A 26,529-nucleotide genomic window follows, 5' to 3' on the forward strand; every position below is an offset into this window, starting at 1 on the left:
GCCGTGATTCTACGCTGTTGTGAAGGATTGAGCCGGAGCATGGCGCCGCCCGTTGCGCTGGCTCAAGCCGCCTCTTCGAGGCAGAGGGTGAACAGGCTGCCGGCGCCGGCCTGGCTTTGCACGCTGATGGTGCCCCCCATCAGATTGGCCAGCTTCTGGCTCAGGTACAGGCCCTGGCCCATGCCGTCATGCCTGCGTGAGGCCGTGGCGTCGAGCTGGGTAAAGGCGCGAAACAGTTTTCGCTGATCCTCTTCGCTGATGCCGCAGCCGCTGTCGCGCACCTCGATCCAGCTGGTGAGGCCCGCCGCATGGCGTTGCTGGCGCAGCTTGACCTGCACCTGGCCGCGCTCGGTGAACTTGATGGCGTTGCTCACCAGGTTCAGCAGGATCTGCGTCAGTGCGCGGCGGTTGGCGTGGATGCGGACCTCTCCCGTGTAGGCAGCGAGATTGAGCTGCAAGCCCTTTTTGATCGCAGCCGGACGCAAGACCGCCACCGCTTCCTCGATCAGCTCGGAACAGAGCAGGGCCTCGGGGATCAGGTCGGCTTCCTCGGCTTCCATGCGGGAGACGTCCAGCAGACTCGTGATCAGTTCCAGCAGGTGCTGGGCACTCTCATGCACGGTCTGCAACTGTTGCTCCTGCTCGGCCGTCAGCGGCCCGCCCATGCGCGTGAGCAGGATTTCGGTGAAACCGAGGATGGCATTGAGGGGCGTGCGCAGTTCATGCGAGGTATTGGCCAGGAAGCGGTTGCGCGACTCCACCGCGTCCAGCAGGGCGCGATTCTTCTCGGCCAGGTCTTCTTCGATGCGCTTGCGGTCGCTGATGTCGCGCACGGCAATCATGAGGAAGGTCTCGCCTTCGATGACCAGCGGACTCAGGCTGACATCGACCGGGAATTCGCTGCCATTGCGCTTCTTGCCGCACAGCTCGGGCGTGGTATTGCTGGCCGGCGCCGCCGTGCCGCAGAGGTAGTCGACCAGGTTCTGCGCATGCATGGCCAGGAAGCGCGCCGGGACCAGCACGTCGATGGCGCGTCCGGTCAGCTCGCCCACTTCCCAGCCGAACAGCTCGCCTGCCCGGCGATTGGCCAGTACCACGCGGTCCAGTGCATTGACCACGATGATGCCGTCAGGCAGCCAATCGTAGAGTCCGTGGACACTGGCGGCAATCAGGCTGATATCGCGCTGTACGGTGGCCTCACTGATGTCGCGCTTGCAGGAGAGCACGTATTGTGGCTGCCCGCGTTCATCGCGCAGCAGCTTGTTGGAGACCGACAGGTGCAGCAGCGCGCCGTCCTTGCGCCGGCGGATGGACTGGCATTCGGCGTGGCCCAGGGTGACCGTATCGGCGAACACGCGTTCCTCTTCGCCGCGCCGCTCCGGCGGCACGATGAAGTCCGAGAGCTGCTGGCCCAGTATCTCCTGGCCGGCATACCCGAAAAGCTGCTCGGCGCAGCGGTTCCAGTAGACCACCCCGCCGGCCATGTCCATGAGGACGTAGGCGTCGGGGGCTTCGCTCAAGAGCAGTTGTTCAAGCGGTTGCATCACTGCTGTCGCCGGCCTCTTGCAGGCGCAGCAGTTGGTCGTGGATCTGGGCGGGCAGGCCTTGCCACAGGGTCCTGGCGGTCAGGTGCATGCTTTGCGTCCAGTCCTGCCAGTCTTCGCCGGCGGCCTGGTACAGCTCGGGGAAGTCATGCGGCGCCAGCTGCAGTTGCGGCAGTGCCCGCGCCACCTTGGGCAGGGCGGCCTCGGCCACCTGCGCCGTGCCGCAGCCCAGCTCGGCCATGGCCGCAGACAGGTACAGGGTCCAGATGATTTCCAGCGGGCGCGGCACCGGCCACTCCTGAGGCAGCGCCGGGGTTTCGTAGTGCAGGACGGCATCGCAGAAGAGGTCGGGAATCTTCCAGTCCTGCATCAGGGCAGCGGCGATGTTGAGGTGGTTGAAGCCGAACAGCGACTGTTCCATCGCCTGTTGCGCGGAGGGCTCCAGGGGCCGCGCGAGCAGCGCCGAATAGCCCGTCGGGTGGGCCGAGGCCAGGGTCAGCCTGCCGATGTTGGCCAACAGGCCCGTGGTGAACATTTCTCCCAGCGGTGCCACGCGGGTGTGGCTGCTGATGGCCTGGGCGCTGCAGGCCATCGCAAAGCTGTGTGCCCAGAAGGCCGGCAGCTTGAAGTTCACGCACGAGGCCGGTGCCGTGGTTTCTGCCAGGGATAGTGCCAGGGCGAGCTGGCGCACGGCTTGCAGTCCGACCAGCAGCAGGCTGTCCATGCTGACCGAGGCGATCGGACGCACGCGGTCGGCATTGAGCACGTTGACGATACGGATGATGCGCCCGGACAGGGCCGGATCGCCCTGGACCAGATGGATCAGTTCATGCATGTCGGGATCATCCTGCGCACACATGCGCATGATGGTCAGGCGCACCCCGCCCGGCGAGGGCAGGGCCTGCGCGTTCCTGAGCTGCTCGAACAACGTCGGTTCGATGAAGGTGAGCATCATTGGCGGTCCTGGTTGCGGTTGTAGATTTCGACCACCTCCTCCCAGCCGGCAAAGAAGGCCTCCACGCAGCGCGGATCGAAGTGGCTGCCGGCATTCTTGCGCAGAAACGCGCCGGCGTCTTCCAGGCTCCAGCCTTTTTTGTACGGGCGCGAGGAGGTCAGCGCGTCGAACACATCGGCCACCGCCACGATGCGGCCATACAAGGGGATATCCTCACCCTTGAGGCCATTGGGATAGCCGCTGCCATCCCATTTCTCATGGTGGCTGGCGGCGATCTCGGAGGCGGTCTGCAGAAGTGCCGAGGGACTGTCACGCAGGATGTCGGCGCCGATCTGCGCATGCATGCGCATGACCTTCAGTTCTTCTTCATCCAGCCTTCCGGGTTTGAGCAGGATGTGATCGGGAATGCCCATCTTGCCGATATCGTGCATGGGGGCCGCGCTCTGCAGCAGGTCCTGTTCTTCCTTGGGCAAGCCCAGGCGGGCGGCGATGATACGGGTGTAGTTGGACATGCGCACCAGGTGTTCGCCCGTTTCCGGATCGCGATAGCCGGCCGCGCGCGCCAGCAGGTCCACCGAATTGAGCGCCAGGGTATTGCTGTGATGCGCCTTCTGTTGCACTTCCTCGGACAGGTGTTCGATCTTCCGGCTCATGGCCAGCTGCGACTTGCGCATGGCCAGCATGTTCTTGACGCGCGCCAGCAGCTCCACCCGGTTCACCGGTTTGGAGAGGAAGTCATTGGCCGTCATCTGCAGCGCCTTGTGGCGCACCTGCAGGCCCATGTCGGCGGTGATCATGATGACCGGCGTCATCTCCTGGCCCGGCATGGCGCGAAAGCGCGAGAGGAAATCCAGTCCGTCCATGCCCGGCATCATGTAGTCCAGCAGGATCAGGTCGGGCTCGTGGGTGCCGCACCAGTCCAGCGCTTCATAGGCATCCGGGCAGGTGCTGATGCTGGTGTCGGGCAATTGCGCGAGCATGTGCGTGAATAGCGACAGATTGGTCTTGTCGTCGTCGACGATCAGAATCTTCATGTGTTCCCCCGGCCCCTCTCTTGTAGGTGTTCCCGCAAGACCGCGAAGGCGCGCGCGCACTCCTCAGCCAGCGTACGGACCTGCGCCAGGTCGCCCTGGCGCGCCGCCGTCTCCATCTGTCGTCCCAACTGGCCCAGCGCCTGGATCCCCAGATTAAGGCAACTGCCTGCCAGCCGATGGCCCAGTGCCTGGATATCCCCCAGCAGCGGATTGCTGGCCTGGCAATGGCGGGCCAGCTCGTCCATCACCGGCGTGGTGTGTTCGATGAACATGTCCAGCATCTCCCCTGCCAGGGCGGTGTCTTCGCCGAAGAGTTCCTGCAGGCGACTTTCGTCCAGTACCGTCGGCGCAGTCGCGGTCGCGGACTCTTCCGGCGCGGCCGGCAGGTAATGCTCCAGCATCGCCGCCAGTTGCGAGCGCAGCAGGGGCTTGGTGAGATAGTCGTCCATCCCTGCCTCCAGGCATTGTTCCCGGTCTCCCGCCATGGCATTGGCGGTCATCGCGATGATCGGGGTGTTGGCCAGCTCGCCCTCCAGGCGCCGGATACGGCGCGTGGTTTCGTAGCCATCCAACACCGGCATCTGGCAATCCATCAGGATCAGCGCGTACTTGCGCTGCGCCAGCTTCTCCAGCGCCTGCGCGCCATTGGCGGCGATGTCGACCGCGTAGCCCATGGCATTGAGCTGGTACACCGCCACTTTCTGGTTCATCGCGTTGTCTTCCACCAGCAGGAGTTCATGCGCCTCCTGCTGCCCTTGCTGCCCCGGCTGGGGCTGCACCCTCATCAGACGGCCTGCGGTAGCTATGCCGGCGTCCGTTTGTTCCTTGCTGTCCTGCAACGCACCGACCGCGCGCAGCAGTTGTTGCTTGCGCAGGGGTAACTGCAATGCCGCCGACGTTGCATGTCCGTCTATATTAAGGCCGTGGAGGCCATGGTCAAGCAGCACGCATGTGATGGTGGGCCGTTCGGCACGCAGGCGTGCCAGTACTGCCGTCGGTGGCACATCGCGGATCTCGCTGCTGACGATGAGGGTATCGATGCCGCTGGCGCTGGCGGCCGGGCCGGTCAGGGCCGCCAGGGCGTCGCTGGCGCTGCTGTAGCGGATTGTTTCCAGTCCGGCTGCGCGCAGGTATTCGTGCAGCATGGCAGCGCTGGCGTCATGGGTTTCGAGCAGGGCCACCTGTCGTTTTTTGGCTGCAAGCGGACGGCCCGGGAGCCGGGGAGGTTGCGCCACGGGAATGCCCAGCTCGAACCAGAAGCAAGAGCCGGTCCCCGGTGTGCTCTCCACTCCGATCTTGCCACCCATCAGTTCCACCAGGCGCTTGCAGATCGACAGGCCCAGGCCGGTGCCGCCATATTGGCGCGTGACCGAATTGTCGGCTTGCGAGAAGGGCGAGAACAGGCGGCGCAGCGTATCGTCATCCATGCCGATGCCGCTGTCGCGCACCTCCAAGCGCACCCGGCAATGGTCGCCCGAGACATGCAGCGCCTGCACCCGCAGCAGCACTTCGCCCACGTGGGTGAACTTGAGCGCATTGCCCAGCAGGTTCAGGAGGATCTGACGGATCCGTCCAGGGTCGCCCAGCAGGCGTTCCGGCAGGCGCGGATCGACGTGCGCCAGCAGCCGCACGTGCTTTTCGTGGGCCTTGAAGGAGAGGGCTTCGGCACTGGCTTCCACCACCTCCAGCAGGTCGAATTCGACCACCGCGATATCCATCTTGCCGACATCGATCTTGGAGAAGTCCAATACATCATTGACGATGCCCAGCAAGGCATTGGCCGAATCCTCGATGGCCTTGGCGAACTCGGCCTGCTGGGTATCCAGGCGCGTGCTGCGCAAGAGGCCGGCCATGCCCAGCACCGCATTCATGGGCGTGCGGATTTCATGGCTCATGGTAGACAGGAAGGCCCCCCGCGTGAGCATGGCCTGGTCGGCCGCTTCCTTGGCCAGCACCAGATTGCGGGCGGCGCGCTGATGTTCGCGCAGCAGGCGCAGCAGGATCAGTGCACGCACCAGCCACAGGGCCAGCAGGATCAGGATCAGCCAGGGGGGGCAGTCGGTATGCCACAGGGCGGTCACCGTCAGCACGGCAAAGCCGGCCTCGGCCAGGCCCAGCAGCAGGCGCCCGTCGCGCGGGGCGGCCGGGGCGCGCTGCGCATCGGTTGTGGTGCTGTCTGGCATCACGTGCTTGTCTCCATCGTTCCGGCTCCGTTCGATTCTGCGGGGGAGGTGCCGGGTGCACCTGACCCGCCATACATGGAATCAATTATAACGAATAGACTAATAAATTGCCGAATTTGTTTTATTTGTTCCTGATGGCTGATGCGTATGTGGTCAAAATACGGCAGGGTTTCGCGTTAATCTTTGTGATAATACTCCGGTCAGCCGGGGCAGACGTTCGCTGGAAGATGGCGAAATAAACAATATTATCGTTTGTGGTTATTTAATTAATTATATTGATTTAATTGTTTAAAAAGGCCAGGGCAGGCTGGCCGCCAGCACGCCCAGCAGCACTACCGCCCAGGACGGCCACTTGCGCCAGACCAGCGCGACGAAGGCGGTCAGGGCGATGAGCAGGTCGCGCGCGTCGAAGATGGCGCTGGTCCACACCGGCTGGTAGAGCGCGGCCAGCAACAAGCCGACCACGGCCGCATTGACGCCCGCCAGCACCGCCTGCATGGCGCCCCGGCGGCGCACGCCATCCCAGAACGGCAGCAGCCCGGTCACCAGCAGGAACGAGGGGGCGAAGATCGCCAGCAGGCACAGCAGGCCGCCGGCCACGCCATTGGGCCAGGCCGGCATGACCACGCCCAGATACGCTGCCAGCGTGAAGAGCGGGCCGGGCACCGCCTGTGCCGCGCCATAGCCGGCCAGGAAGACATCCTTGTCCACCCAGCCGGTGGGCACCAGTTCGGTCTGCAGCAGCGGCAGCACCACATGGCCGCCACCGAACACCAGCGAGCCGACGCGGTAGAAGATGTTGACCTGCTGCAGCCAGGCGGCCGGATGAAACGCCGCCAGCAGCGGAATGCCCGCCAGCAGCACGAAGAACAGCGCCAGGCAGAACCGTCCGGTGCGGCGGCTGACCACCAGCGGCAAGCGCTCCTGCAGGGCGATCTGTGGACCGTGCAGCAGCAGGCGCCCGGCCACGCCGGCCAGCGCGATCACGCCCAGCTGCACCAGGCTGCCCTGCACCTGCCAGGCCGCCAGCGCCGCCAGCAGCATGATGAGCAGGCGCAGCGGCCCCCGGCACAGGGTGCGCGCCATGCCCCACACCGCCTGCGCCACGATGGCCACGGCCACGATCTTCAGGCCGTGCACCACCTCGCCGGAGAGCCAGTGCGCATCCTCCAGCACCGACAGCGCCACCGCCATCAGCAGCAACGCCGAGGGCAGGGTAAAGCCCAGCCAGGCGGCCGCCGCGCCGCCATAGCCGCCCCGGATCAGGCCGATGGCCAGCCCGACCTGGCTGCTGGAGGGGCCGGGCAGGAACTGGCACATGGCCACCAGGTCGGCATAGGTCTGTTCGGCAAGCCAGCGCCGGCGCGCCACGAATTCCTGGCGGAAATAACCGAGATGGGCAGCCGGCCCGCCAAAGGAAGTCAGGCCCAGCCGCAGGAAGACCAGGAAGATGTGCCAGGCCGGCGGGCGCGGGAGCGTATCGGGAGCAGCAGAAGCGGACATGCGATGGTCAGGTCGGTGGATCGGTGGATCGGTGGCGCTATCTTAGTGGCGCCGCCAGGCGGCTTGGAGGCGAAATGAAGTTTTTTTCACGCGCTGAGCCATTTCATGCGGCCTACGCCGTGTTGCCGGACCGGGCTGGTGATAAAAAAGCCCGATTTGGGCGGGTTTCCCCTTGATCTGCGGCAATGCGTCCCGATTTGGCGGTTTGGCGCCTGCGCAGTGCTAGAATGCAGGGCTATTTTTCAATCAACATTGGAGCCTCACGTGTTTATTTCCGACGCATACGCGCAAACGGCCGCAGCAGCCCCTGGTGGCGCGATGGGCAACCTGGCCAGCTTCCTGCCGATCATCCTGATGTTCGTGGTCCTGTACTTCCTGATGATCCGCCCGCAGATGAAGCGTCAGAAAGAACAGAAAGCCATGATGGATGCACTGGGCAAGGGCGACGAAGTCGTCACCTCCGGTGGTCTCCTGGGCCGCATCACCAAGGTGGCCGATGGCTACATCACCATCGAAGTGGCCGAAGGCACCGAAGTCATCGTGCAGAAGGGCGCCGTGACCACCCTGCTGCCCAAGGGCACCATCAAGGGCCTGTAATCGGCCTCACCGGTTCGGCCGGCTTGAACCGGCGAACCCATGGGCGCATCGCTGATGCGCCCATGTCGTTAGAACGGCGCGCAGAAATCTTCCGGTTGGGCGCGCCGGTTCTGAACAGGGCGGCAGGTTCCTGCCTTCCTCTCCCGCAAGCAAGAAGCACAAGACCATGAATCGTTACTCTCTCTGGAAATACGCACTGATCGTCCTGGCCCTGCTGTTCGGCGTGATCTATACCGTCCCGAACTTCTTCGGCGAATCCCCCGCGGTGCAGATCAGCAGTGCCAAGTCGACCCTGAAGGTCGAGCCTGCCGTGGCCGGCCGTGTCGATCAGATCCTGAAACAAGGCAATCTCGGCGCAGAGAGTGTGGCGTTCGACAACAGCGGCTCGCAACCCTCGGTGCGCGCCCGCTTTGCCAGCACCGACATCCAGTTCAAGGCCAAGGCCCTGCTGGAAAAGGAACTCAATACCGACCCCAGCGACCCGACCTACATCGTCGCCTTCAACCTGCTGCCCAACACGCCGCAATGGCTGCAAAGCCTGCATGCCTTCCCCATGTACCTGGGCCTGGACCTGCGCGGTGGCGTGCACTTCCTGATGCAGGTCGACATCAAGGCGGTCCTGAACAAGCGCCTGCAAGGCCTGCAAGCCAGCGTACGCAGCCTGCTGCGTGACAAGAACATCCGCCACAGCGGCATCAACCGCGTGGGCGACAGCATCGAGATTTCCTTCCGCGATGCCGATACCCGCAACAAGGCCCGCGCCGCCCTGGGCGAACTGCAGGAAATGCTGCTGACCGACGCCGGCAGCGGCGATGACCTGAAGCTGGTCGCCACCCTGCGCCCGGAAGCCCTGAAGCAGACCCAGGAAGATGGCGTCAAGCAGAACATCAGCACCCTGTCCAAGCGCGTCAACGAGCTGGGCGTGGCCGAGCCGCTGATCCAGCGCCAGGGCGCCGACCGCATCGTGGTCGAGCTGCCGGGCGTGCAGGACGTTTCGCGCGCCAAGGACATCATCGGCCGTACCGCCACCCTGGAAGTGCGCATGGTCGATGAGAGCGTGGTGCGCGGCACCGAAGAAACCTCGGCCATTCCGTTCGGCTCCGAACTGTTCAAGATCGGCAAGGGTGCGCCCGTGGTCCTGAACAAGGAACCGGTGCTCACCGGCGACTACATCTCCAACGCCTCGGCCAGCTTCGATGAAAACCACCAGCCGGCGGTGAGCATCGACCTGAACGGCGATGGCGGCCGCAAGATGCGCGAAGCCACCCGCGACAAGGTGGGCAAGGCCATGGCCATCGTCCTGTTTGAAAAGGGCAAGGGCGAAGTCCTGACCGTGGCCACCATCCGCTCCGAACTGGGTTCGCGCTTCCAGATCACCGGCATGGGTTCGCCCGAAGCCGCCAGCGACCTGGCCCTGCTGCTGCGTGCCGGTTCGCTGGCCGCGCCGATGGACATCATCGAAGAACGCACCATCGGCCCGCAACTGGGTGCCGACAACATCAAGAAGGGTTTTGACTCGGTGCTGTATGGCTTCCTGGCCATGGCCATCTTCATGGTGATCTACTACCAGCTGTTCGGTTTCTTCAGTGCACTGGCCCTGTCGGTGAACGTGCTGCTGCTGGTGGCGCTGCTGTCCACGCTGCAGGTCACGCTGACCCTGCCGGGTATCGCCGCCATTGCGCTGGCACTCGGTATGGCGATCGACTCCAACGTGCTGATCAACGAGCGCATCCGTGAAGAACTGCGCGCCGGCAATTCGCCGCAGGCCGCCATTGCGGCCGGTTTCGACCGCGCCTGGGCGACGATTCTGGACTCCAACGTGACCACCCTGATCGCCGGCCTGGCGCTGCTGATCTTCGGTTCCGGCGCCATTCGCGGCTTTGCCGTGGTGCACTGCCTGGGCATCCTGACCTCGATGTTCTCGGCCGTGTTCTTCTCGCGCGGCGTGGTCAACCTCTGGTACGGCCGCAAGAAGCGTCTGTCGGGCCTGGCCATCGGGCAGATCTGGAAGCCCGAGGGCGAGGTGCTTTCCACCTCCGGCAAGGCCTCGGCCAAGCGCGACGCCAAGTAAGCACGGCAATACCAGACATAGCAGCACAGCCAGATTTGAGCCGGGCGCCCCGCTGAAGGCGGCGCCGGCACCGAAAGGATAGTGATGGAATTTTTCCGCATCAAAAAAGACATTCCCTTCATGCGTCATGCCCTGATCTTCAATGCGATCTCGGCACTGACCTTCGTGGCCGCGGTGTTCTTCCTGTTCTCCAAGGGATTGCACTTCTCCATCGAATTCACCGGCGGCACGGTCATGGAAGTGGCCTACAACAAGCCGGCCGACCTGGAAAAGATCCGCAAGTCCATTGAAGGACTGGGTTACCGCGACACCCTGGTGCAAAGCTTCGGCACTGCCCAGGACGTGATGATCCGCCTGCCCGCGCAAGCCGGCGTGAACGCCAGCCAGCAGAGCGAAAAGGTCAACGCCGCCCTGCGTGCCGATGATCCGGACGTGCGCCTGCAGCGCGTGGAATTCGTCGGTCCCCAGGTCGGCGACGAGCTGGCCCACGACGGCCTGCTGGCGCTGGGCATGGTGGTGGTGGGCATCGTGATCTACCTGGCCTTCCGCTTCGAATGGAAGTTCGCGGTGGCGGCGGTGATCGCCAACCTGCACGACATCATCATCATCCTGGGCTTCTTCGCCTTCTTCCAGTGGGAGTTTTCGCTGACCGTGCTGGCCGCCATCCTGGCCGTGCTGGGTTACTCGGTCAACGAATCGGTGGTGGTGTTCGACCGTGTGCGCGAAGCCTTCCGTGACCGCCGCTTCGGCAAGCTCTCCGCGCCCGAAGTGCTGAACCACGCCATCACCAGCACCATGTCGCGTACCGTCATCACCCACGGCAGTACCGAAATGATGGTGCTGGCGATGTTCTTCTTCGGTGGCCCCACGCTGCACTACTTCGCACTGGCGCTGACCATCGGCATCCTGTTCGGTATCTATTCCTCGGTGTTCGTGGCGGCAGCCCTGGCCATGTGGCTGGGCGTGAAGCGCGAAGACCTGATCAAGCCCGTCAAGGTCAAGGACGAGAACGGCGGCGCGGTGGTCTGATTTCAGGATTCCCGCACGACGCCAAAGGGCCGCCGCGTTCATGCTGCGGCCCTTTTTCATGAAAGGCTGTTCCAGGCCGGATCAAATTGCATTCCCTTTTTCATCATGAACACATCCATCGATCTGAACGATATCGACTATGAGCGCCGCTTCGGCGGCGTCGCCCGCCTGTATGGTGCCGCCGCCCTGCAACGCTTCCGCCAGGCGCGGGTTTGCGTGGTCGGGGTCGGGGGCGTGGGCTCGTGGATCGTCGAAGCGCTGGCGCGCAGCGCCATCGGCCACCTCACCCTGATCGACCTGGACAACCTGGCCGAATCCAACGTCAACCGCCAGATCCATGCCTTGACGACCACGCTGGGCCAGGCCAAGGTGACGGCGCTGCATGAGCGCATCCGCCAGATCAACCCGACCTGCGTGGTCACCGAGGTGGAGGATTTCGTCGATCCGGAGAATGTGGAACAGATGCTGGGCGGTGGCCGTTTCGATTACGTCATCGACGCCATCGACAATGCGCCCGCCAAGGTGGCCATGATCGCCTGGTGCCGCAAGAACGGTATGCCCATGGTCACCATCGGCAGTGCGGGCGGGCAGATCGATCCGACCCGGATTGAAATCCGCGACCTCTGCCGCACCGAGCAGGAACCGCTGCTGGCCAAGGTGCGCAAGCGCTTGCGTTCACAGCATGGTTTTCCGCGCGGGACCAAGAACAAATTCCACATTGATGCGGTGTTTTCCACCGAGCCGCTGCGCTTTCCTGAACTGGCCGAAGGCGAAGCATGTGAAGTCGTTCCGGCTGAGGACATGGACGTGGGCGAGGATGCCGCCGACAACACGCAAGCCGGCGTCACCGGCCTGAACTGCGCCGGCTTCGGCTCGGCCATGGTGGTCACGGCCACCTTCGGGCTGGTGGCCGCTGCGCATGTGTTGAAGAAACTGGCCGAGCAGGCCGGCGCCCAGCCACAGTGAGCGCTGGGCCTCAGTGCCCGCCGCCCTCATCGACCCGGTGCGCCGACACGCACAGCAATACGCTCACGGTCACCAGCAGCATGGCCGCGATCTCCAGCAGCGTCGGCCAGCGCTGTTCCCAAAGGAAGCCGTAGAGCAGGGCGAAGAGGGTCTCGAACAGGATCATCTGCCCGATCATGGTCAGCGGCAGCAAGCGGCTGGCCTTGTTCCAGCAGGCATTGCCGAAGAGCGAAGCAAAGATCGCCACCCCCGCCGACACCGCCACGAAATGCATCCACTCGCTGCCCGGATGCGGCTGCAGCATCACCGTGAAGGCGGGCACTGCAATGAACAGCGACAGCAGCCCCGTGACCACGCCGATCAGCAGGTTCCAGTCATGCGCAGAAACTTCATGCAGGCGCGCCAGCCAGCGGCTGTTGCCGACCGCATAGGTGGTCCAGGAGATCAATGCGGCCAGGGCGCAGAAGAAGCCGATGACACTTTCCTTCATATCTCCCCCAGCCGCCCCTGCCAGCGACTGCCACGCCACGCAGGCGATCCCGGCCAGGCCCAGGACCAGCGAAGGCGCCAGCTTGCGCAGCGGGACCGCACCATGGCCGCGGCTGCCGATGATGCTCACCGCCACCGGCAGGAAGCCGATCACCAGCGAGGTCATGGCCATGCCGCCCAGTTGCACGGCACTGGCCAGGAACACGTAATAGACCACATTGCCCAGCAGGCTCAGCCACACCAGCTCACGCCATTCGGCGCGGCCCAGGTGCGGCAGCAGTTTGCCGATGCGCGGCGCAATCAGGAGGGCGGCGAAGAGGCCATAGGCGAGATAGCGCCCGGCCGTCAGTTGCCAGGGCGAGAAGGCGCGGGTCAGTTCAGGCGCCAGGAACACCAGGCCCCAGGCGGCGCCGGCCAGCGCGCCATAGAAGATGCCTTGCAGGATCGTGTTGGAACGCATCAGGAGAAAGCCAGCCAGGTTGCAAAGGGTGGCAGTATGCCCGAGATGCGCGGGGAAGGATTGTTGCAGGCTACGGTTTTCTTGTGCCGGACAGCGCAGCCAGGCAGACAGAAACGACAACGCCGGCACAGGGCCGGCGTTGTCACGGACAAGCAGCAAGCGCTTCAGATCATCGAGCCAAACAATCCTGCACCCACGAAGGCCAGCGCCACCACGCCGATGCCCATCGACAGATAGGCCAGCACGGCCACGCCCGTGATGATGGTGGCCGAGGCCAGCACGATGGCCACTTGCAGCATGCCGGCCGCCATTTCCATCTTTTCGTATTTCTCCATGTAGGCATGGGCTTCATGCTCGGCTTCGCGCGCCTTGTGCGACAGCTCCTTCTTGCCTTCGCCGGTCTTTTCATCGCTGTCGTAGTGGGCGATGGCGTCATCCAGCTTGGCGATGGCGGCATTGACGCGCTCATCCTTGGGATTGCCCAGCAGGATCAGCTGCTGCTTGGACAGCTGCGCCGCATTGCCACGCACCGACTTGGCCTGGAAGAAGGACCACAGGTTGGCGGCCTCCTGCGTCTTGAGGATGACTTCGGTCTGATAAGACTTGGACAGGGTTTCAGTAATGGCCAGCACCAGCGCCAGGATGGCGATGAGCAGGGCCAGCTTCTTGTTGCCGGAGGCGTGGGCGTGTTCGGCGTGTTCCAGGTTTTCGGTGGTTTCCGTCATGATCTTTTTTGTAATGGGAGGAAGTGAGGGCCGCCCGGCGGGCGGGCAGCGTTTCAACAACGATTCACATCCATATCGGTTGACCTGAATCATTTTGAGGCTCGTATTCTAGCGTAGTGTAGAGCTGGCGGCTTACTCTGCTACATCTGCCCATCGGACCACGATCGACGTTCAATATTCGCGTTTTCTCACGGCGCGCAACAAGGCCCAGGCGGGGCAGGTCCGCAGCAAGCCGGACAGCCGTTTCCGCATTTGGCTACACTGTTGAGCCACAAATTCTGAAGGAGCGGGATTGGATTTATTGACTGACGTTATACATAAAGACAATCACGTAATTGTTTTCGATCAATTACATTAATGGTTCTTCGCAAGCACGACCGGGACAAGGCGAAGCTGGCCCCGCAGTACGGCGTCACGATGCCGTAGCAGAACGCAGCCAGGATGTCGCCGAAACAAGCCGCCACGCACGCTGACCATCAGGCTGGGTGTGGCCAACAGGATGCCCGTCCCCCGGTCCGGGTGTCATGACCATCGGGTCGATCAACAGGAGAGAACGCAATGTCGAATGAAGCCAAGTGCCCCTTCAACCATACCGCCGGCGGCGGCACCAGCAACCGCGACTGGTGGCCCAAGCAGCTCCGTCTGGACCTGCTGGCCCAGCATTCTTCCAAGTCCAATCCCATGGGCGAGGAGTTCAATTACGCCGAGGCCTTCAAGAGCCTGGACCTGGCGGCCGTGAAGGCCGACCTGGCCAAGGTGATGACCGATTCGCAGGACTGGTGGCCGGCCGACTTCGGGCACTATGGCCCGCTGTTCGTCCGCATGGCCTGGCACAGTGCCGGCACCTATCGCATCGGCGATGGCCGTGGCGGTGCCGGCCGCGGCCAGCAGCGCTTTGCGCCCTTGAACAGCTGGCCCGACAACGTGAACCTGGACAAGGCGCGCCGCCTGCTGTGGCCGGTCAAACAGAAATACGGCAACAAGATTTCCTGGGCCGACCTGCTGATCCTGACCGGCAACGTCGCGCTGGAAACCATGGGCTTCAAGACCTTCGGCTTCGCTGGTGGCCGTGAAGACGTATGGGAACCGGACCTGGACGTGTACTGGGGCACGGAAACCACCTGGCTGGGCGGCGACGACCGCTACGGCAAGGGCAAGACCGGCGCCAGCCACGGCGAGATCACCGCCGACGCGGACCGTCACGGCAATGAGCAGAGCCGCACCGCGCCCACCGGCCGCAACCTGGAAAACCCGCTGGCGGCCGTGCAGATGGGCCTGATCTACGTGAACCCGGAAGGTCCGGAAGGCAACCCCGATCCGGTCGCCGCCGCCCATGACATCCGCGAAACCTTCGCCCGCATGGCGATGAACGATGAAGAAACCGTGGCCCTGATCGCCGGCGGCCACACCTTCGGCAAGACCCACGGTGCAGGCGATGCCAAGCACGTGGGCCGTGAGCCGGAAGGCAACGACCTGGAAAGCCAGGGCCTGGGCTGGAAGAGCAGCTTCGGCAGCGGCGTCGGTGGCGACACCATCAGCTCCGGCCTCGAAGTGACCTGGACCCAGACCCCGGCCCAGTGGAGCAATTATTTCTTCGAGAACCTGTTCAAGTACGAATGGGAACTGACCAAGAGCCCGGCCGGTGCCCATCAGTGGGTGGCCAAGGGCGCCGATGCGGTGATCCCGCACGCCCACGGCGGCGCACCGCTGCTTCCGACCATGCTGACGACGGACTTGTCGCTGCGCTTCGATCCGGCTTATGAAAAGATCTCGCGCCGCTTCCTGGAGCACCCCGACCAGTTCGCCGACGCCTTCGCCCGCGCCTGGTTCAAGCTGACCCACCGCGATCTGGGCCCGCGTTCGCGCTACCTCGGTCCGGAAGTGCCGGCCGAAGAACTGATCTGGCAAGACCCGCTGCCCAAGGCAGAAGGTGCGCCTATCGACGCGGCTGATGTGGCGGCCTTGAAGGCCAAGGTCCTGGCCTCGGGCCTGTCGGTGTCCGAACTGGTCTCCACCGCCTGGGCTTCGGCCTCCACCTTCCGTGGCGGCGACATGCGCGGTGGTGCCAACGGTGCCCGCATCCGCCTGGCCCCGCAAAAGGACTGGGCGGCCAACCAGCCGGCCCAGCTGGCCAAGGTGCTCAAGGTGCTGGAAGGCATCCAGGCTGGTTTCAACCAGGGTGCCAAGAAGGTTTCGCTGGCTGACCTGATCGTGCTGGCCGGTAGCGCTGCCGTTGAAAAGGCGGCCAAGGATGCCGGCGTGGCGGTCACGGTGCCTTTCAGCGCTGGCCGTGTCGATGCCTCGCAGGAACAGACCGACGTGGACTCGTTCGCACCGCTGGAACCTGTCGTCGATGGCTTCCGCAACTTCCAGAAGCAGCGCTATGCCGTGCGCGCCGAAGACATGCTGATCGACAAGGCACAGCAGCTGACCCTGACGGCGCCGGAAATGACGGTCCTCATCGGTGGGTTGCGCGTGCTGGGCAATACGGTCGGCGGCAGCACCAAGGGTGTGTTCACCGCGCAGGTCGGCGTGCTGACCAATGACTTCTTCGTCAATCTGCTGGACATGGGGACCGAGTGGAAGTCCACCTCGCCCGCCCAGGAAGAGTTCGAAGGCCGCGACCGCAAGAGCGGCGCCGTCAAGTGGACCGGCACACGCGTGGATCTGGTGTTCGGCTCCAACGCCGTGCTGCGCGCCCTGGCCGAAGTCTATGCCAGCGCAGACGCCAAGGAAAAGTTCGTCAGGGACTTCGTGGCAGCGTGGGTCAAGGTGATGGATCTGGATCGCTATGACCTGAAGAAGTAAGCCATCAAGCAGTGAAGCGATGAAGGACGGCGGGCCGCGAGGCTCGCCGTTTTTTCTTTGCGGGTGTGCATGTCATGGAGATGTCACCGAGTGCGCCGGTGCAGCCGCTATAGTGGCGTTCAGTCTTTTTCTTCACCTGCGAGGCGCATGATGGCCCTGAGTCTGGATGACATTGCCCAGCTGTTCACACGGCACGGCCACACCCAATACACCGGTGAACCCGTCACGCAACTGGAGCATGCCCTGCAATCGGCGTTGCTGGCCGAGCAGGAGGGCGCCGCGCCCGGCCTGATCGTGGCCAGTCTCTTGCACGACCTCGGGCACCTGCTGGAAGACCTGGGCGACACGCCCACGCTGTCCGGTATCGACGATCTGCACCAGTACCGCGTGCTGCCTTTCCTGCGCGGGGTGTTCGACGAGTCGGTACTGGCGCCCATTGCGCTGCACGTCGATGCCAAGCGCTACCTGTGCGCGACCGATCCGGGCTATTTCTCCCAGCTCTCGGCGGATTCCGTGCGCAGCCTGCAACTGCAGGGCGGGATATTCGATGTGGAACAGGCCGCCGCTTTCATCGACCGCCCCTATGCTGCAGACGCCGTACGCCTGCGGCGCTGGGACGACCGCGCCAAGACGGCCGGACTGCCCACGCCCGACTACGCGCACTTTGCCGGCTACTTCAGCCAGTGCCTGCATCAGCCCGGCAAGCCGAGCCGTTCTCAGGCCAGATAGCTCTTGCGATAAGCCGATGGCGTCGTACCGCGCAGCTTGCGCAGGGCGTGCGTCATCGCGCTCTGGTCGCCATAGCCGCAGCGCTGGGCAATCTGCGCCAGCGGCAGGCGGCTGGTACGCAAGAGCTGGCAAGCCTGGGCCACGCGTACTTCGGCCAGCCAGGCACGGGGTGAGGTGTCCAGTTCGGCGCGGAACCATTCATGCAGGCGGCTTGGCGAGATCGCGGCCAGATCGGCCATCTGCGCCACCGTCCAGGGATGGGCTGCACGCGCTTCCACCCGCGCCAGCATCAGGCGCAGCCGCGACCGGGCCTGCGGGGCCTGTTGCGTGAGCGTGTCCAGCAGCAGCGGTACCCAATGCTGTAGCGTGGCAGCGCCCGCGTGCGTGTCGGCCAGCGCTACCGCCATGAATTCCACCAGCTTGCCGGTCGCCCGCGACAAGGGCAGGAAGGGCCGTTGCGCCAGCGCTTCCAACTGCAGACTGCTCACCGTGGCCGGCGCCAGGTCGAGCACCAGTGAGCGGTTCTCGCCACCGGCGCGGGTGGCATGCCGTGCACCCGGTTCGACGAAGGCCGCCGTGGCAGTGTCGGCCAGGCCTTCGCGGCCAGCGATGTCCATGGCCAGATGGCCCGCCAAGGGCAGCACCAGCTGCGCAAAATCATGCCGGTGCGTCAGCGACTCCTCGCCGTAGCTGCGCAGGTGCAACTGCGCCACGGGCAGGGCAGGGGCGGGATGCGGAGATGGCGGAACAATCATGGCAGGGCGGCTCGGGGCGATCCCGCCATGATAGCGGACTTCTACAACTGGATCTGTTCGAAGCCGGTGATGCGCAGGCGCGCTTCGCCCACCTGCGGCTGCTTGCCCTGGGCGATGGTGTCGGCCGCGCGGACCTTGGCGCCGAAGTCCAGGCCGGTCATCCTTTCCAGTTCGGGGATGGCCACGCGCCAGTGGTTCACGTCCACCGAAGGCAGATCGTGCGGGGCACCCAGGCTGTGCCGGCTCTCCGAGAGCAGGGCGGACTGGTCGGCCAGCAGGCCCACCGCCTTGAGGCCTTGCTTGCCCTTCCACACCACGATCTTGAAGAAGGAGGAGGGAATCTGCACCTGGTCGGCCCACAGGTCGATCTGGTCATTGAACACCGGTCCCTGGAAGACGCACAGCCGGCCCTTGCTGCTGCTGGCCAGCACGCCGTTTTCCAGCACATAGCGCTCCAGGCCCTGCCAGTAGGTGGCGCTCTGGTTGAAGCGGAAATGCTGGGGCGAGCAATTGGTGAAGTGAAAGGTGTCGGCATTGGCGCGCTCGGCCTGCTCGGGCGTGCCCCAGCTGGGGTCCGAGCGGCGTGTCAGGTGACCACGGTCGAAGTAGTTCGACCATGCCGAATAGAAGTCCTGCTCCAGCACGCTTGCCGCGGCCACGCGCGGATCGCGGAACCAGGCATCGCCCTCGGCGGCATTGGCCTGGCCGCTGCCACGATCGACCGCAAGGTACTGCGCACCATCGATGTTGGTGGCGGTGAAGGCCGCCATGCGGCGGGGCTTGAGCAGCTTGATGCTGAAGTGTTCGTATCTCAGTTCCCCGTCAGCGGCAGCACCGCCGGTGCCTGACAGCAGGGGGACGATCTGCGCAGCCAGCCTGGCGTCCGGCTGGGGTAAGGGCAACTCCACGCCGGGGATGAAGGCCGCATCGTAGCCGCTGCGATTGCTGTAATCCGGATCGATGCGCAAGGCTTCGGCGCCGGAGGAAGGGCGAGGCGGCGAGAGGCGACGCGGCGGTTCAAGCGTGGCTGCGGTGTTCGCTGCGGGTGCGGTCGTGGCGCTGGCGGCCGCTGCGCTGCCTGCCACCTTGACCGTGATCTCCAGTGGAATGGTGAAGGTGGCGGCCTGGGTGCCGTTGTCCTTGCCGCTGCTGTTCATGCCGGTCTCCTGTGTGATGTCGTTTCTGGCGGCGGCGGGTACGGCACCGCCCTGGTAGCTCAAGGCTTCCTGCAGCAGCGGCCGTGCCTCGTCCGATAGCGTCGGCAGGCGCGCCAGCAGATCGCTGTAGAGGGCGCTGATGCGGATGCCTTCATTGACCTTGCGTTGCGTCTGCCCGGCTCCAGCGGCATCGCGATAATGTTCGCCCCAGTGATGCAGGGCCACCAGCTGCCAGTCGTCATTGAAGACGGGCGAGCCGGAAGAGCCCTGTTCGGTATCGGTTTCGTAGAGCAGCGTGTGTTCGGTGCGCGCGGTGACGGTGTTGTTGCGCAGGCTGACCATCTTCATCCAGCCCGACGGATGCTGGATGATGTTGGCGGCCATGCCGATGACGTGCTTGTCGGGCTGGTCCGAGAGGGGGCAGAAGCCCAGCGCCTGCACCTCGGCCGTGCCGGACTGGCGCTCGCCCAGCGCGATGACGGCATAGTCGAGCTGGTCGGCCGGTGAGAACAGGGCCAGGCGCTCGGGGGCCAGCAGATAGCTGGTGGTGGCGCGCGGCACACCCCGCGCATCCAGTTCGCGCAGGAAGGTGATCCGCGTGCCACGGGCCGCAGCCGCGTCGGCGATGACGTGCTGGTTGGTCAGGAACAGGCGCGGGCTGATCAGGAAGCCCGTGGCCACCTCGCTGGTCTGGCCGTTGTTGACTTCCACATAGGCCACCGCCCGCGCCACCGCCGCCCCTTGCTCCAGGAAGCTCGCCTGCAGGAAATCTTCGGTGTCGCCGATGATGGATTCCGGGCCTCCGGGATGGCCCAGGTTGCGCTGGCGCAGGACATAGGCACGGGCGCGTTCACGGTCGGGTTCGGCCTGGCGCCATTGGCCGCAGGCAACCAGTTCGCGCACCCGCTGGCGCTCGCTGGCGGTGTCGGCCACGCAGGCGCGGAAATCCGTGACGGCTTGTGTATCCATGGCATCTCCAGATTCTCGGGGGAGGGTCTGGAGACGGTATTACCTTCATATGACATCGGCATGACCTGAAACATATTGCAAAACATCCGTGTTTCCGGCGGCCAAGCAAAAGCCGCCGGGCTGGCGCCACGGCGGCTCGTGAGGGGGGCTTGATGCAGGTGAAGCTTACTGCATATGCCAGCCGTGGCTGACTACCACGGACTGACCGGTCAGGGCATTGGTCGGGAAGGCCGCCAGGAAGACCGCAGTCTGCGCCACGTCCTGGGTGGTGGTGAATTCACCGTCCACGGTGTCCTTCAACATGATCTTCTTGATGACGTCCTCTTCGCTGATGCCGAATTCCTTGGCCTGCTCCGGGATCTGCTTTTCCACCAGCGGCGTACGCACGAAGCCGGGACAGATGACGTTGGTGCGGATGTGGTCCTTGGCGCCTTCCTTGGCCACCGTCTTGGCCAGGCCCAGCAAGCCATGCTTGGCGGTGACATAGGGCGCCTTCAGGGGCGAGGCCAGGTGCGAGTGCACCGATCCCATGTAGATGATGGAGCCGCCGCGACCCTGCTTGATCATCGCCTTCATGGCCGCGCGCGTGGTCAGGAAGGCGCCGTCCAGGTGGATCGCCAGCATCTTGCGCCAGTTCTCCAGCGACAGTTCGGCTACCGGGCTGATGATCTGGATGCCGGCATTGCTGATCATGATGTCCAGTCCGCCATAGGTGTTGACGGCATCGGCCACGCCCTTGTCGACCTGGGTTTCATCGGTGACGTTCATGGCCACCGCCATGGCGGTCCCGCCATTCCTGACGATTTCTTCGGCCGTGGCCTTGGCGGCTTCCAGGGCCAGATCGGCGATGACGACCTTGGCGCCCTGTCTGGCGTATTCGACCGCGATTTCCTTGCCGATGCCGCTGGCCGAACCGGTGATGAGAGCGACTTTATCCTTGAGTAGCATGATCTTCCTTTATGTTTCGAGTTGACGGACATTGCAAAGCAAGGCCGCCATCGGCGCCGGCGCTGCTGCGCACGGTCATGGATGACGGCCATCAATCCCTGGTTTCGATGAATCGCCCATCGAAAGATTCCGCAGGCGCCGGCATGAGCGGCTCACCTGTTTTCCTTGCCCTCGCGCGTGCGCCTGCTCCTGGATCGGAGGTCTCCGGGCGCCGCTTTGTCATGCCATTGTAACGCTGGGCAGCTTCTTGTTGCTGCACCGCCAAAACGCCTGCAAAGGTCATGTGCGTGAAACATTCGCTGGTTAGTCTGTGCAGCGTTATCCCGGGGACATCGGCTGTTTCTCGAAATTCATCAACCAATTCTTCGATTTCATTTGAGACAGCCGCAATTCTGAGGGGGTACCGGAAGCAGGTCAGGCCAGCTCGCTTATGTTGCTCGGTTGACCTGGAGGATGTCTTCCACGGTCCTCTTCAAACATCACCACAAAGGACAATGCATGAGACTGCTTACCATTCCTGCCGATGCCAATCCGAGTTTCGCCAAGCTCAACCTGAGCCTGGCCAGCACTGCGGAAGAAGTGCGCGAAGTACAGCGCCTGCGTTACAAGGTCTTCATCGAAGCGATGAACCTGTCGGCCCTGGCCAACCCGGAAGGCCTGGACAAGGATGAGTTCGACGACTACTGCGACCACCTGATCGTGCGCGACAGCAAGACCCTCTCGGTGGTCGGCACCTATCGCGTGTTGAGCCCGCACGGCGCGCGCCGCATGGGCAAGTTCTACTCGGAACAGGAATTCGATCTCTCGCGCCTGGACAACATTCGCGGTGTCATCGCCGAAGCCGGCCGCGCCTGCATCCACCCGGACTACCGCAGCGGCGGCGTGATCATGATGCTGTGGGCGGGCCTGGCTGCCTACATGCGCAAGGAACGCTGCGAATACCTGATGGGTTGCGCCAGCGTGAGCCTGGCTGATGGCGGCCACAACGCCGCCGCGCTGTACCACGCCTTCCGCGAAAAGAACCTGGCCCCGCCGGACTATCGCGTCACGCCGCTCCTGCCCTTCCCGCTGGAAGACCGCCAGGCCGGCATCGAGCCGCAGATCCCGCCGCTGCTGCGCGGCTACCTGCGCAGCGGTGCCTGGGTATGCGGCGAACCGGCCTGGGATCCTGATTTCCACTCGGCCGATTTCTTCCTGCTGCTGCCGCTTTCCAAGCTCGACAGCCGCTATGCCCGCCACTACCTCAAGGACTCGAGGACCGCATGAAGCCACGCGAACAGTTCATGGAAAAAGCCCAGGGGCTGTTCGCCGACCTGGGCCCCGACCAAGACGCCGGTGACGACGAAGCCAAGCGTGATCCGCTGCGCTTCCGCACCATCTGGATTTCCGACATCCACCTGGGCACCACCGGCTGTCAGGCCGAGCGCCTGCTGGAATTTTTGCGCGCCACCGAATCCGAGACGCTCTATCTCGTCGGCGACATCATCGACGGCTGGCAGCTCAAGCGCCGCTGGTACTGGGACCAGTCCCACAACAACGTGGTGCAGACCGTGTTGAAGAAGGCCAAGAAGGGGACCAACGTCATCTTCGTGCCCGGCAACCACGACGAAGTGATCCGCCAGTTCATCGACCTCGATTTCGGCGGCATCAAGATCCGCGACGAGCTGGTGCACGTCACCGCCGAGGGCAAACGCATGCTGGTGCTGCACGGTGACCGTTTCGATGGCGTGATTGCCTGCGCCAAGTGGCTCGCCTACGTGGGCGATACGCTCTACACCATGATCCTCAAGTTCAACCAGTGGTTCAACAGCTGGCGTGCACGCGCCGGCCTGCCTTACTGGTCGCTCTCGCAATACCTGAAATCGAAGGTCAAGAATGCGGTGAACTACATCACCTCCTTTGAAGATGCGCTGGCTGAAGAGGCCAAGAAGAAGGGTCTGGATGGCGTCATCTGCGGCCACATCCACAAGCCCGAGATCCGCGACATCGGCGGTGTGGTCTACTGCAACGATGGCGACTGGGTGGAAAGCCTGTCGGCGCTGGTGGAAGAACCCAGCGGCGAACTGCGCCTGGTCAGCTGGCAGGAAATCATGCAATTGAAGCGCGCCAGCAAGGAAGCCCGCCAGGCCGCACGCGAATTCGCCACCGCCTGACGGGTGGCGGGTCCATTACGTTATATATTGTTTATATAGTTTATGCGCATTGCCATCATCAGCGACGCCGGAGAGCCGCAAGTTAACGGCGTCGTCAACACCTTGCGCTCCACCGTGCGTTGCCTGCGCGGGCTCGGGCACGAAGTGCTGCTGCTCTCGCCGCGCGACTTCCGCACCTTCGCCTGCCCGACCTATCCGGAAATCCGGCTGGCCTACAAGCCCTACGCCCGCATCGTTGCCGCGCTCGAATCCTTCCAGCCCGACTGCATCCACATCGCTACCGAAGGCCCGATGGGACTGGCTGCGCGCCGTTATTGCGTGCGCCACAAACTCAGTTTCACGACCGCGTACCATACCCGCTTCCCGGAATACCTGGCTGCGCGCAAGCTGCTGCCCAAGGCCATTACCTATCGCCTGCTGCGCTGGTTCCACGGCCGCTCCGCAGCCATCATGGTGCCCACCCCGGCGATGAAGACGGCGCTGGAACAAGAGGGCTTCCGCAACGTCGTCCTGTGGGGCCGTGGCGTGGATACCAATCACTTCCGTCCTGCGGTGGAAGACCACGCCTGCATCGAGCGTCCGCTGTTCCTCTACGTGGGTCGCGTGGCAGTGGAAAAGAATATCGAAGCCTTCCTCAAGCTCGACCTGCCCGGCACCAAGTGGGTGGTCGGCGATGGCCCGCAACTGGAAGAGCTGACTGCGCGCCATCCCGAGGTGCGCTTCCTGGGCGGCAAGGGGCATGATGAATTGCCGGCTTACTACAATTGCGCCGATGTCTTCGTCTTCCCCAGCAAGACCGATACCTTCGGCCTGGTGCTGCTGGAAGCCATGGCCTGTGGCATCCCGGTGGCAGCCTATCCGGTCGAGGGCCCCATCGATGTGGTCGACAATGGCGTCTCCGGCGTGCTGCGTCACGATCTCCGGCAAGCCTGCCTGCAAGCCCTGAAGCTGGACCATGAGGCCGTGCGTGCGCATGCCGCCAAACGCTCATGGGAATCGGCCACCCAGCAGTTCCTGCAGCATCTGCACCTGGCCCATCGCAACGTCCCCGGCAAGGCTGCGGCCATCAAGCCGGTGCAAGAAACGCTCAGATAAGCGCGCCCATGCGCCCATACGCCCATACGCGCGTCGCCGCGCCAATGATGCGCCTGGCGCGGCGTGACTGATCAGTACCACTGGTTGAGGCCGGGCGTAATTGCTGATCAGGATCAGGATCGCCTCTCTCATTTGCACGGATGCAGGCGCGGCCCGTGGCATCATACTCCCTGATATATCACAATCTGCGACAAGCGCCGCCACGGCGCGGGCTCGTGCTGACCGGCCGGCCCACCGCATACAAAGGGGGAAATCAACCATGGCAACACTGCTGGCCAACCTGAGGTTGTGGCAGAAATTCGCTTTGCTCGGCGTGCTGGGCCTGTTGTTGTTCGGGGTGCCCACTGCGCTCTACTATGGCAGCACCGAACGTATCATTCGTTTCAAGCAGGAAGAGATCGCGGGGGTGGAGCCGGTGCGCCGGCTGCTGCGCACTGTGCAGCTGATGCAGCAGCATCGCGGCTTGTCGGCGGTGCTGCTCAATGGCGCGGCCGACATGGCCGCTGCGCGTCAGGCCAAGGCCGCTGAGGTCGACCAGGCGCTCAAGTCGCTTGGCGAAAGCGTGGCGCAATGGGGGCGGGAAGAGCCTGCCGCGCCGGGCAGTCTCAACACGCTGGCAGCGGACTGGGGCAAGGTGCGCGATGCCGTGGCTGCCAAGACGATCAGCCCGCCGGATAGTTTCGCGGCCCACAGTGCGGTCATCGCGGCGCTCTTCGAGCTCAACGAGCGCATGCTCGACCATTACCATTACACCGTCGACCCGGACTTTGACAGCACCCAGCTCATCAATGCCGCCTTCATCGCCATGCCGGCGCTGACCGAAGACCTCGGCCGCGCCCGCGCCCGCGGGGCCAGCCTGTTGCTCAAGAAGGAGCTCAAGCTGGAAGAGCGGCTGGAACTGGTGTCCATGCTGGAACGCGCCCAGGCGCGCCTGAGCAGCGCCAGGAAGTCCTTCAGCAAGGCCGTGGCCGTCAATGCGCAGCTGGGCAATCTGCTGGCGGAGCGCTTCCAGAAGGCCGATCGCATGGGCAATGAAGTCATTGAGCTCACCCGCGAAAAAGTCCTCTTGCCGGAGCAGATGAGTTTTTCCCCGCAGGACTATTTCCAGCAATTCACGCTGGCCATCGACGAGCAGTTCAAGGCGATCGGTGCGGTCACCGAGGCCCTGGCAGGACAACTGGATGCCCAGAACGCCGCGCTGCGACGCCAGCAGTTCAGCGTGCTGGGTGCGGTCCTGTTGCTGGCGGTATTGGCTGCCTGGCTGGGGGTACTGATCACCCGCTCGGTGACCGGGCCGGTGCTGGCCTCGGTGGACCTGGCCGGTCGCGTGGCGAACTACGACCTGACCGCACGCGCGGCCGTGCTGGGACGGGATGAATCGGCGCAACTGCTGGGTTCGCTCAATGCCATGACCACCAGCCTGGCCGGCATCGTGGCGCAGGTACGCAGCAGCGTGGAGCTGATGCAGCACGCCAGCGGCGAGATCGCGCTGGGCAATGCCGACCTCTCGCGGCGCACCGAATCCCAGGCCTCCAACCTGGAGGAGACGGCCAGCGCCATGGAGCAGCTCACCTCCACCGTGCAGAACAATGCCGAGAACGCCCGTCAGGCCGACCAGCTGGCCGGCTCCGCCTCGCGCCTGGCCGAGCAGGGCGGGGTGGTGGTCGACAGCGTGGTGGCGACCATGGCGCAGATCAGGGAGAGTTCGCGCCGCATCGTGGACATCATCGGCGTGATCGACGGGATTGCCTTCCAGACCAACATCCTGGCCCTCAACGCCGCAGTGGAAGCGGCCCGTGCCGGCGAACAGGGGCGTGGGTTCGCGGTGGTGGCCTCGGAAGTGCGCTCGCTGGCGCAACGCAGCGCGGCAGCGGCCAAGGAGATCAAGGAGCTTATCAGCGACTCGGTGGAGAAGGTCGATACCGGCGGCAAGCTGGTCGACCAGGCCGGTGCCACCATGGGCGAGATCGTGGGCTCGGTGCGTCAGGTGGCCGGCATCATGAGCGACATCACCCAGGCCAGCCAGGAGCAGAGCAACGGCATCACCCAGATATCGGACGCCATCGCCCAGATGGAATCCATCACCCAGCAGAATGCGGCCCTGGTGGAAGAGGCTGCAGCCGCATCGGAAAGCCTGCAGCAACAGGCCGAGGTGCTGCGCGAGGCGGTTGCGGTATTTCGCATTGAGGAGCGCGCCGTATCGACCCCACCTGCTGTGCCCGTTGCAGCATTGCCCCGCTGAAGAAAGCGCAGACTGCCGGGAGACGACCAGAAGAGCTGTGCTCTTCTGGTCTTTTTTTTAACTATGCAAAACAAACATGCAGGCATGCCCACAAAGCATTGGCATGCCCGCCAGCGC

At 64.1% G+C, this 26,529-nt stretch carries 20 protein-coding genes; 10 read left to right on the top strand and 10 right to left on the bottom strand.

All coding sequences use genetic code 11. The features are described 5' to 3' along the window. Positions 1-62: 62 nt before the first annotated feature. From AACH55_RS05440 to chrA, 5 genes are all read right to left on the bottom strand, one after another. The gene (locus AACH55_RS05440; RefSeq protein WP_338718408.1) at positions 63-1,544 is read right to left on the bottom strand and encodes a PAS domain S-box protein; all 1,482 of its coding nucleotides are present in this window, start codon (positions 1,542-1,544) and stop codon (positions 63-65) included. Then, positions 1,531-2,499 carry an HDOD domain-containing protein gene (locus AACH55_RS05445; protein ID WP_338718409.1) on the bottom strand — a complete coding sequence of 323 codons (969 nt, stop codon included), beginning with the start codon at positions 2,497-2,499 and terminating at the stop codon, positions 1,531-1,533. The genes AACH55_RS05440 and AACH55_RS05445 overlap by 14 nt, the downstream gene beginning before the upstream one ends. Then, positions 2,496-3,533, bottom strand: a complete 1,038-nt coding sequence (locus AACH55_RS05450; protein WP_338718411.1) for an HD domain-containing phosphohydrolase — start codon at positions 3,531-3,533, stop codon at positions 2,496-2,498. Before AACH55_RS05450 ends, AACH55_RS05445 begins: the two co-directional genes overlap by 4 nt. Further along, positions 3,530-5,716 carry an ATP-binding protein gene (locus AACH55_RS05455; protein ID WP_338718412.1) on the bottom strand — a complete coding sequence of 729 codons (2,187 nt, stop codon included), beginning with the start codon at positions 5,714-5,716 and terminating at the stop codon, positions 3,530-3,532. Before AACH55_RS05455 ends, AACH55_RS05450 begins: the two co-directional genes overlap by 4 nt. Before the next feature lie 288 nt (positions 5,717-6,004). Next, complete coding sequence (chrA, locus tag AACH55_RS05460; protein WP_338718414.1) at positions 6,005-7,219, bottom strand: chromate efflux transporter; 1,215 nt, start codon at positions 7,217-7,219, stop codon at positions 6,005-6,007. Positions 7,220-7,537: 318 nt separating this feature from the next. On the opposite strand from chrA, the gene yajC reads away from it, so the two are divergent. From yajC to tcdA, 4 genes are all read left to right on the top strand, one after another. Beyond that, the gene (gene yajC, locus AACH55_RS05465) at positions 7,538-7,816 is read left to right on the top strand and encodes a preprotein translocase subunit YajC (RefSeq protein ID WP_338720184.1); all 279 of its coding nucleotides are present in this window, start codon (positions 7,538-7,540) and stop codon (positions 7,814-7,816) included. 166 nt (positions 7,817-7,982) lie between these two features. Beyond that, positions 7,983-9,887 (top strand): protein translocase subunit SecD, encoded by a 1,905-nt coding sequence (secD, locus tag AACH55_RS05470; RefSeq protein ID WP_338718415.1) that lies wholly within the window; start codon positions 7,983-7,985, stop codon positions 9,885-9,887. Positions 9,888-9,971: 84 nt separating this feature from the next. Then, positions 9,972-10,916, top strand: a complete 945-nt coding sequence (gene secF, locus AACH55_RS05475) for a protein translocase subunit SecF (RefSeq protein ID WP_338718416.1) — start codon at positions 9,972-9,974, stop codon at positions 10,914-10,916. A 105-nt stretch (positions 10,917-11,021) separates the two neighbouring features. Then, positions 11,022-11,882 (top strand): tRNA cyclic N6-threonylcarbamoyladenosine(37) synthase TcdA, encoded by an 861-nt coding sequence (gene tcdA, locus AACH55_RS05480; protein WP_338718418.1) that lies wholly within the window; start codon positions 11,022-11,024, stop codon positions 11,880-11,882. 10 nt (positions 11,883-11,892) lie between these two features. On the opposite strand, the gene AACH55_RS05485 is transcribed toward tcdA, so the two are convergent. After that, on the bottom strand, positions 11,893-12,831 hold the full coding sequence (locus AACH55_RS05485) for a DMT family transporter (protein WP_338718419.1): 939 nt from the start codon (positions 12,829-12,831) through the stop codon (positions 11,893-11,895). Positions 12,832-12,995: 164 nt separating this feature from the next. Further along, positions 12,996-13,556: a DUF4337 domain-containing protein gene (locus AACH55_RS05490; RefSeq protein WP_338718420.1), complete on the bottom strand. Its 561-nt coding sequence runs from the start codon at positions 13,554-13,556 to the stop codon at positions 12,996-12,998. A 558-nt stretch (positions 13,557-14,114) separates the two neighbouring features. Between AACH55_RS05490 and katG the strand changes: the two genes are divergently transcribed. Together katG and AACH55_RS05500 are read left to right on the top strand one after the other, a co-directional pair. Then, on the top strand, positions 14,115-16,364 hold the full coding sequence (gene katG, locus AACH55_RS05495) for a catalase/peroxidase HPI (protein WP_338718421.1): 2,250 nt from the start codon (positions 14,115-14,117) through the stop codon (positions 16,362-16,364). Between the two features lie 150 nt (positions 16,365-16,514). Continuing rightward, entirely contained in the window at positions 16,515-17,093 is a 579-nt protein-coding gene (locus AACH55_RS05500) for a phosphonate degradation HD-domain oxygenase (protein WP_338720186.1), read from the top strand. Here AACH55_RS05500 and AACH55_RS05505 read toward each other — a convergent pair. The 3 genes from AACH55_RS05505 to AACH55_RS05515 form a co-directional block, all read right to left on the bottom strand. After that, positions 17,081-17,848, bottom strand: a complete 768-nt coding sequence (locus tag AACH55_RS05505; RefSeq protein WP_338718422.1) for an AraC family transcriptional regulator — start codon at positions 17,846-17,848, stop codon at positions 17,081-17,083. The genes AACH55_RS05500 and AACH55_RS05505 overlap by 13 nt on opposite strands. 41 nt (positions 17,849-17,889) lie before the next feature. Next, positions 17,890-19,974, bottom strand: a complete 2,085-nt coding sequence (locus AACH55_RS05510; RefSeq protein ID WP_338718423.1) for a DNA/RNA non-specific endonuclease — start codon at positions 19,972-19,974, stop codon at positions 17,890-17,892. A gap of 165 nt (positions 19,975-20,139) precedes the next feature. Beyond that, the gene (locus tag AACH55_RS05515; protein WP_338718424.1) at positions 20,140-20,922 is read right to left on the bottom strand and encodes a 3-hydroxybutyrate dehydrogenase; all 783 of its coding nucleotides are present in this window, start codon (positions 20,920-20,922) and stop codon (positions 20,140-20,142) included. Between the two features lie 498 nt (positions 20,923-21,420). Between AACH55_RS05515 and AACH55_RS05520 the strand changes: the two genes are divergently transcribed. The 4 genes from AACH55_RS05520 to AACH55_RS05535 all read left to right on the top strand — a co-directional run bounded on the left by AACH55_RS05520 (position 21,421) and on the right by AACH55_RS05535 (position 26,412). Beyond that, the gene (locus AACH55_RS05520; protein WP_338718425.1) at positions 21,421-22,188 is read left to right on the top strand and encodes a GNAT family N-acyltransferase; all 768 of its coding nucleotides are present in this window, start codon (positions 21,421-21,423) and stop codon (positions 22,186-22,188) included. Further along, positions 22,185-23,075, top strand: coding sequence for a UDP-2,3-diacylglucosamine diphosphatase (locus tag AACH55_RS05525; protein WP_338718426.1), 891 nt, complete (start codon positions 22,185-22,187; stop codon positions 23,073-23,075). The genes AACH55_RS05520 and AACH55_RS05525 overlap by 4 nt, the downstream gene beginning before the upstream one ends. Before the next feature lie 42 nt (positions 23,076-23,117). After that, complete coding sequence (locus AACH55_RS05530; protein WP_338718428.1) at positions 23,118-24,170, top strand: glycosyltransferase family 1 protein; 1,053 nt, start codon at positions 23,118-23,120, stop codon at positions 24,168-24,170. Between the two features lie 259 nt (positions 24,171-24,429). Beyond that, positions 24,430-26,412 carry a methyl-accepting chemotaxis protein gene (locus AACH55_RS05535; protein ID WP_338718429.1) on the top strand — a complete coding sequence of 661 codons (1,983 nt, stop codon included), beginning with the start codon at positions 24,430-24,432 and terminating at the stop codon, positions 26,410-26,412. Positions 26,413-26,529 lie beyond the last annotated feature (117 nt).

This window comes from Herbaspirillum sp. DW155, from assembly GCF_037076565.1.
Classification (GTDB): domain Bacteria; phylum Pseudomonadota; class Gammaproteobacteria; order Burkholderiales; family Burkholderiaceae_D; genus Herbaspirillum.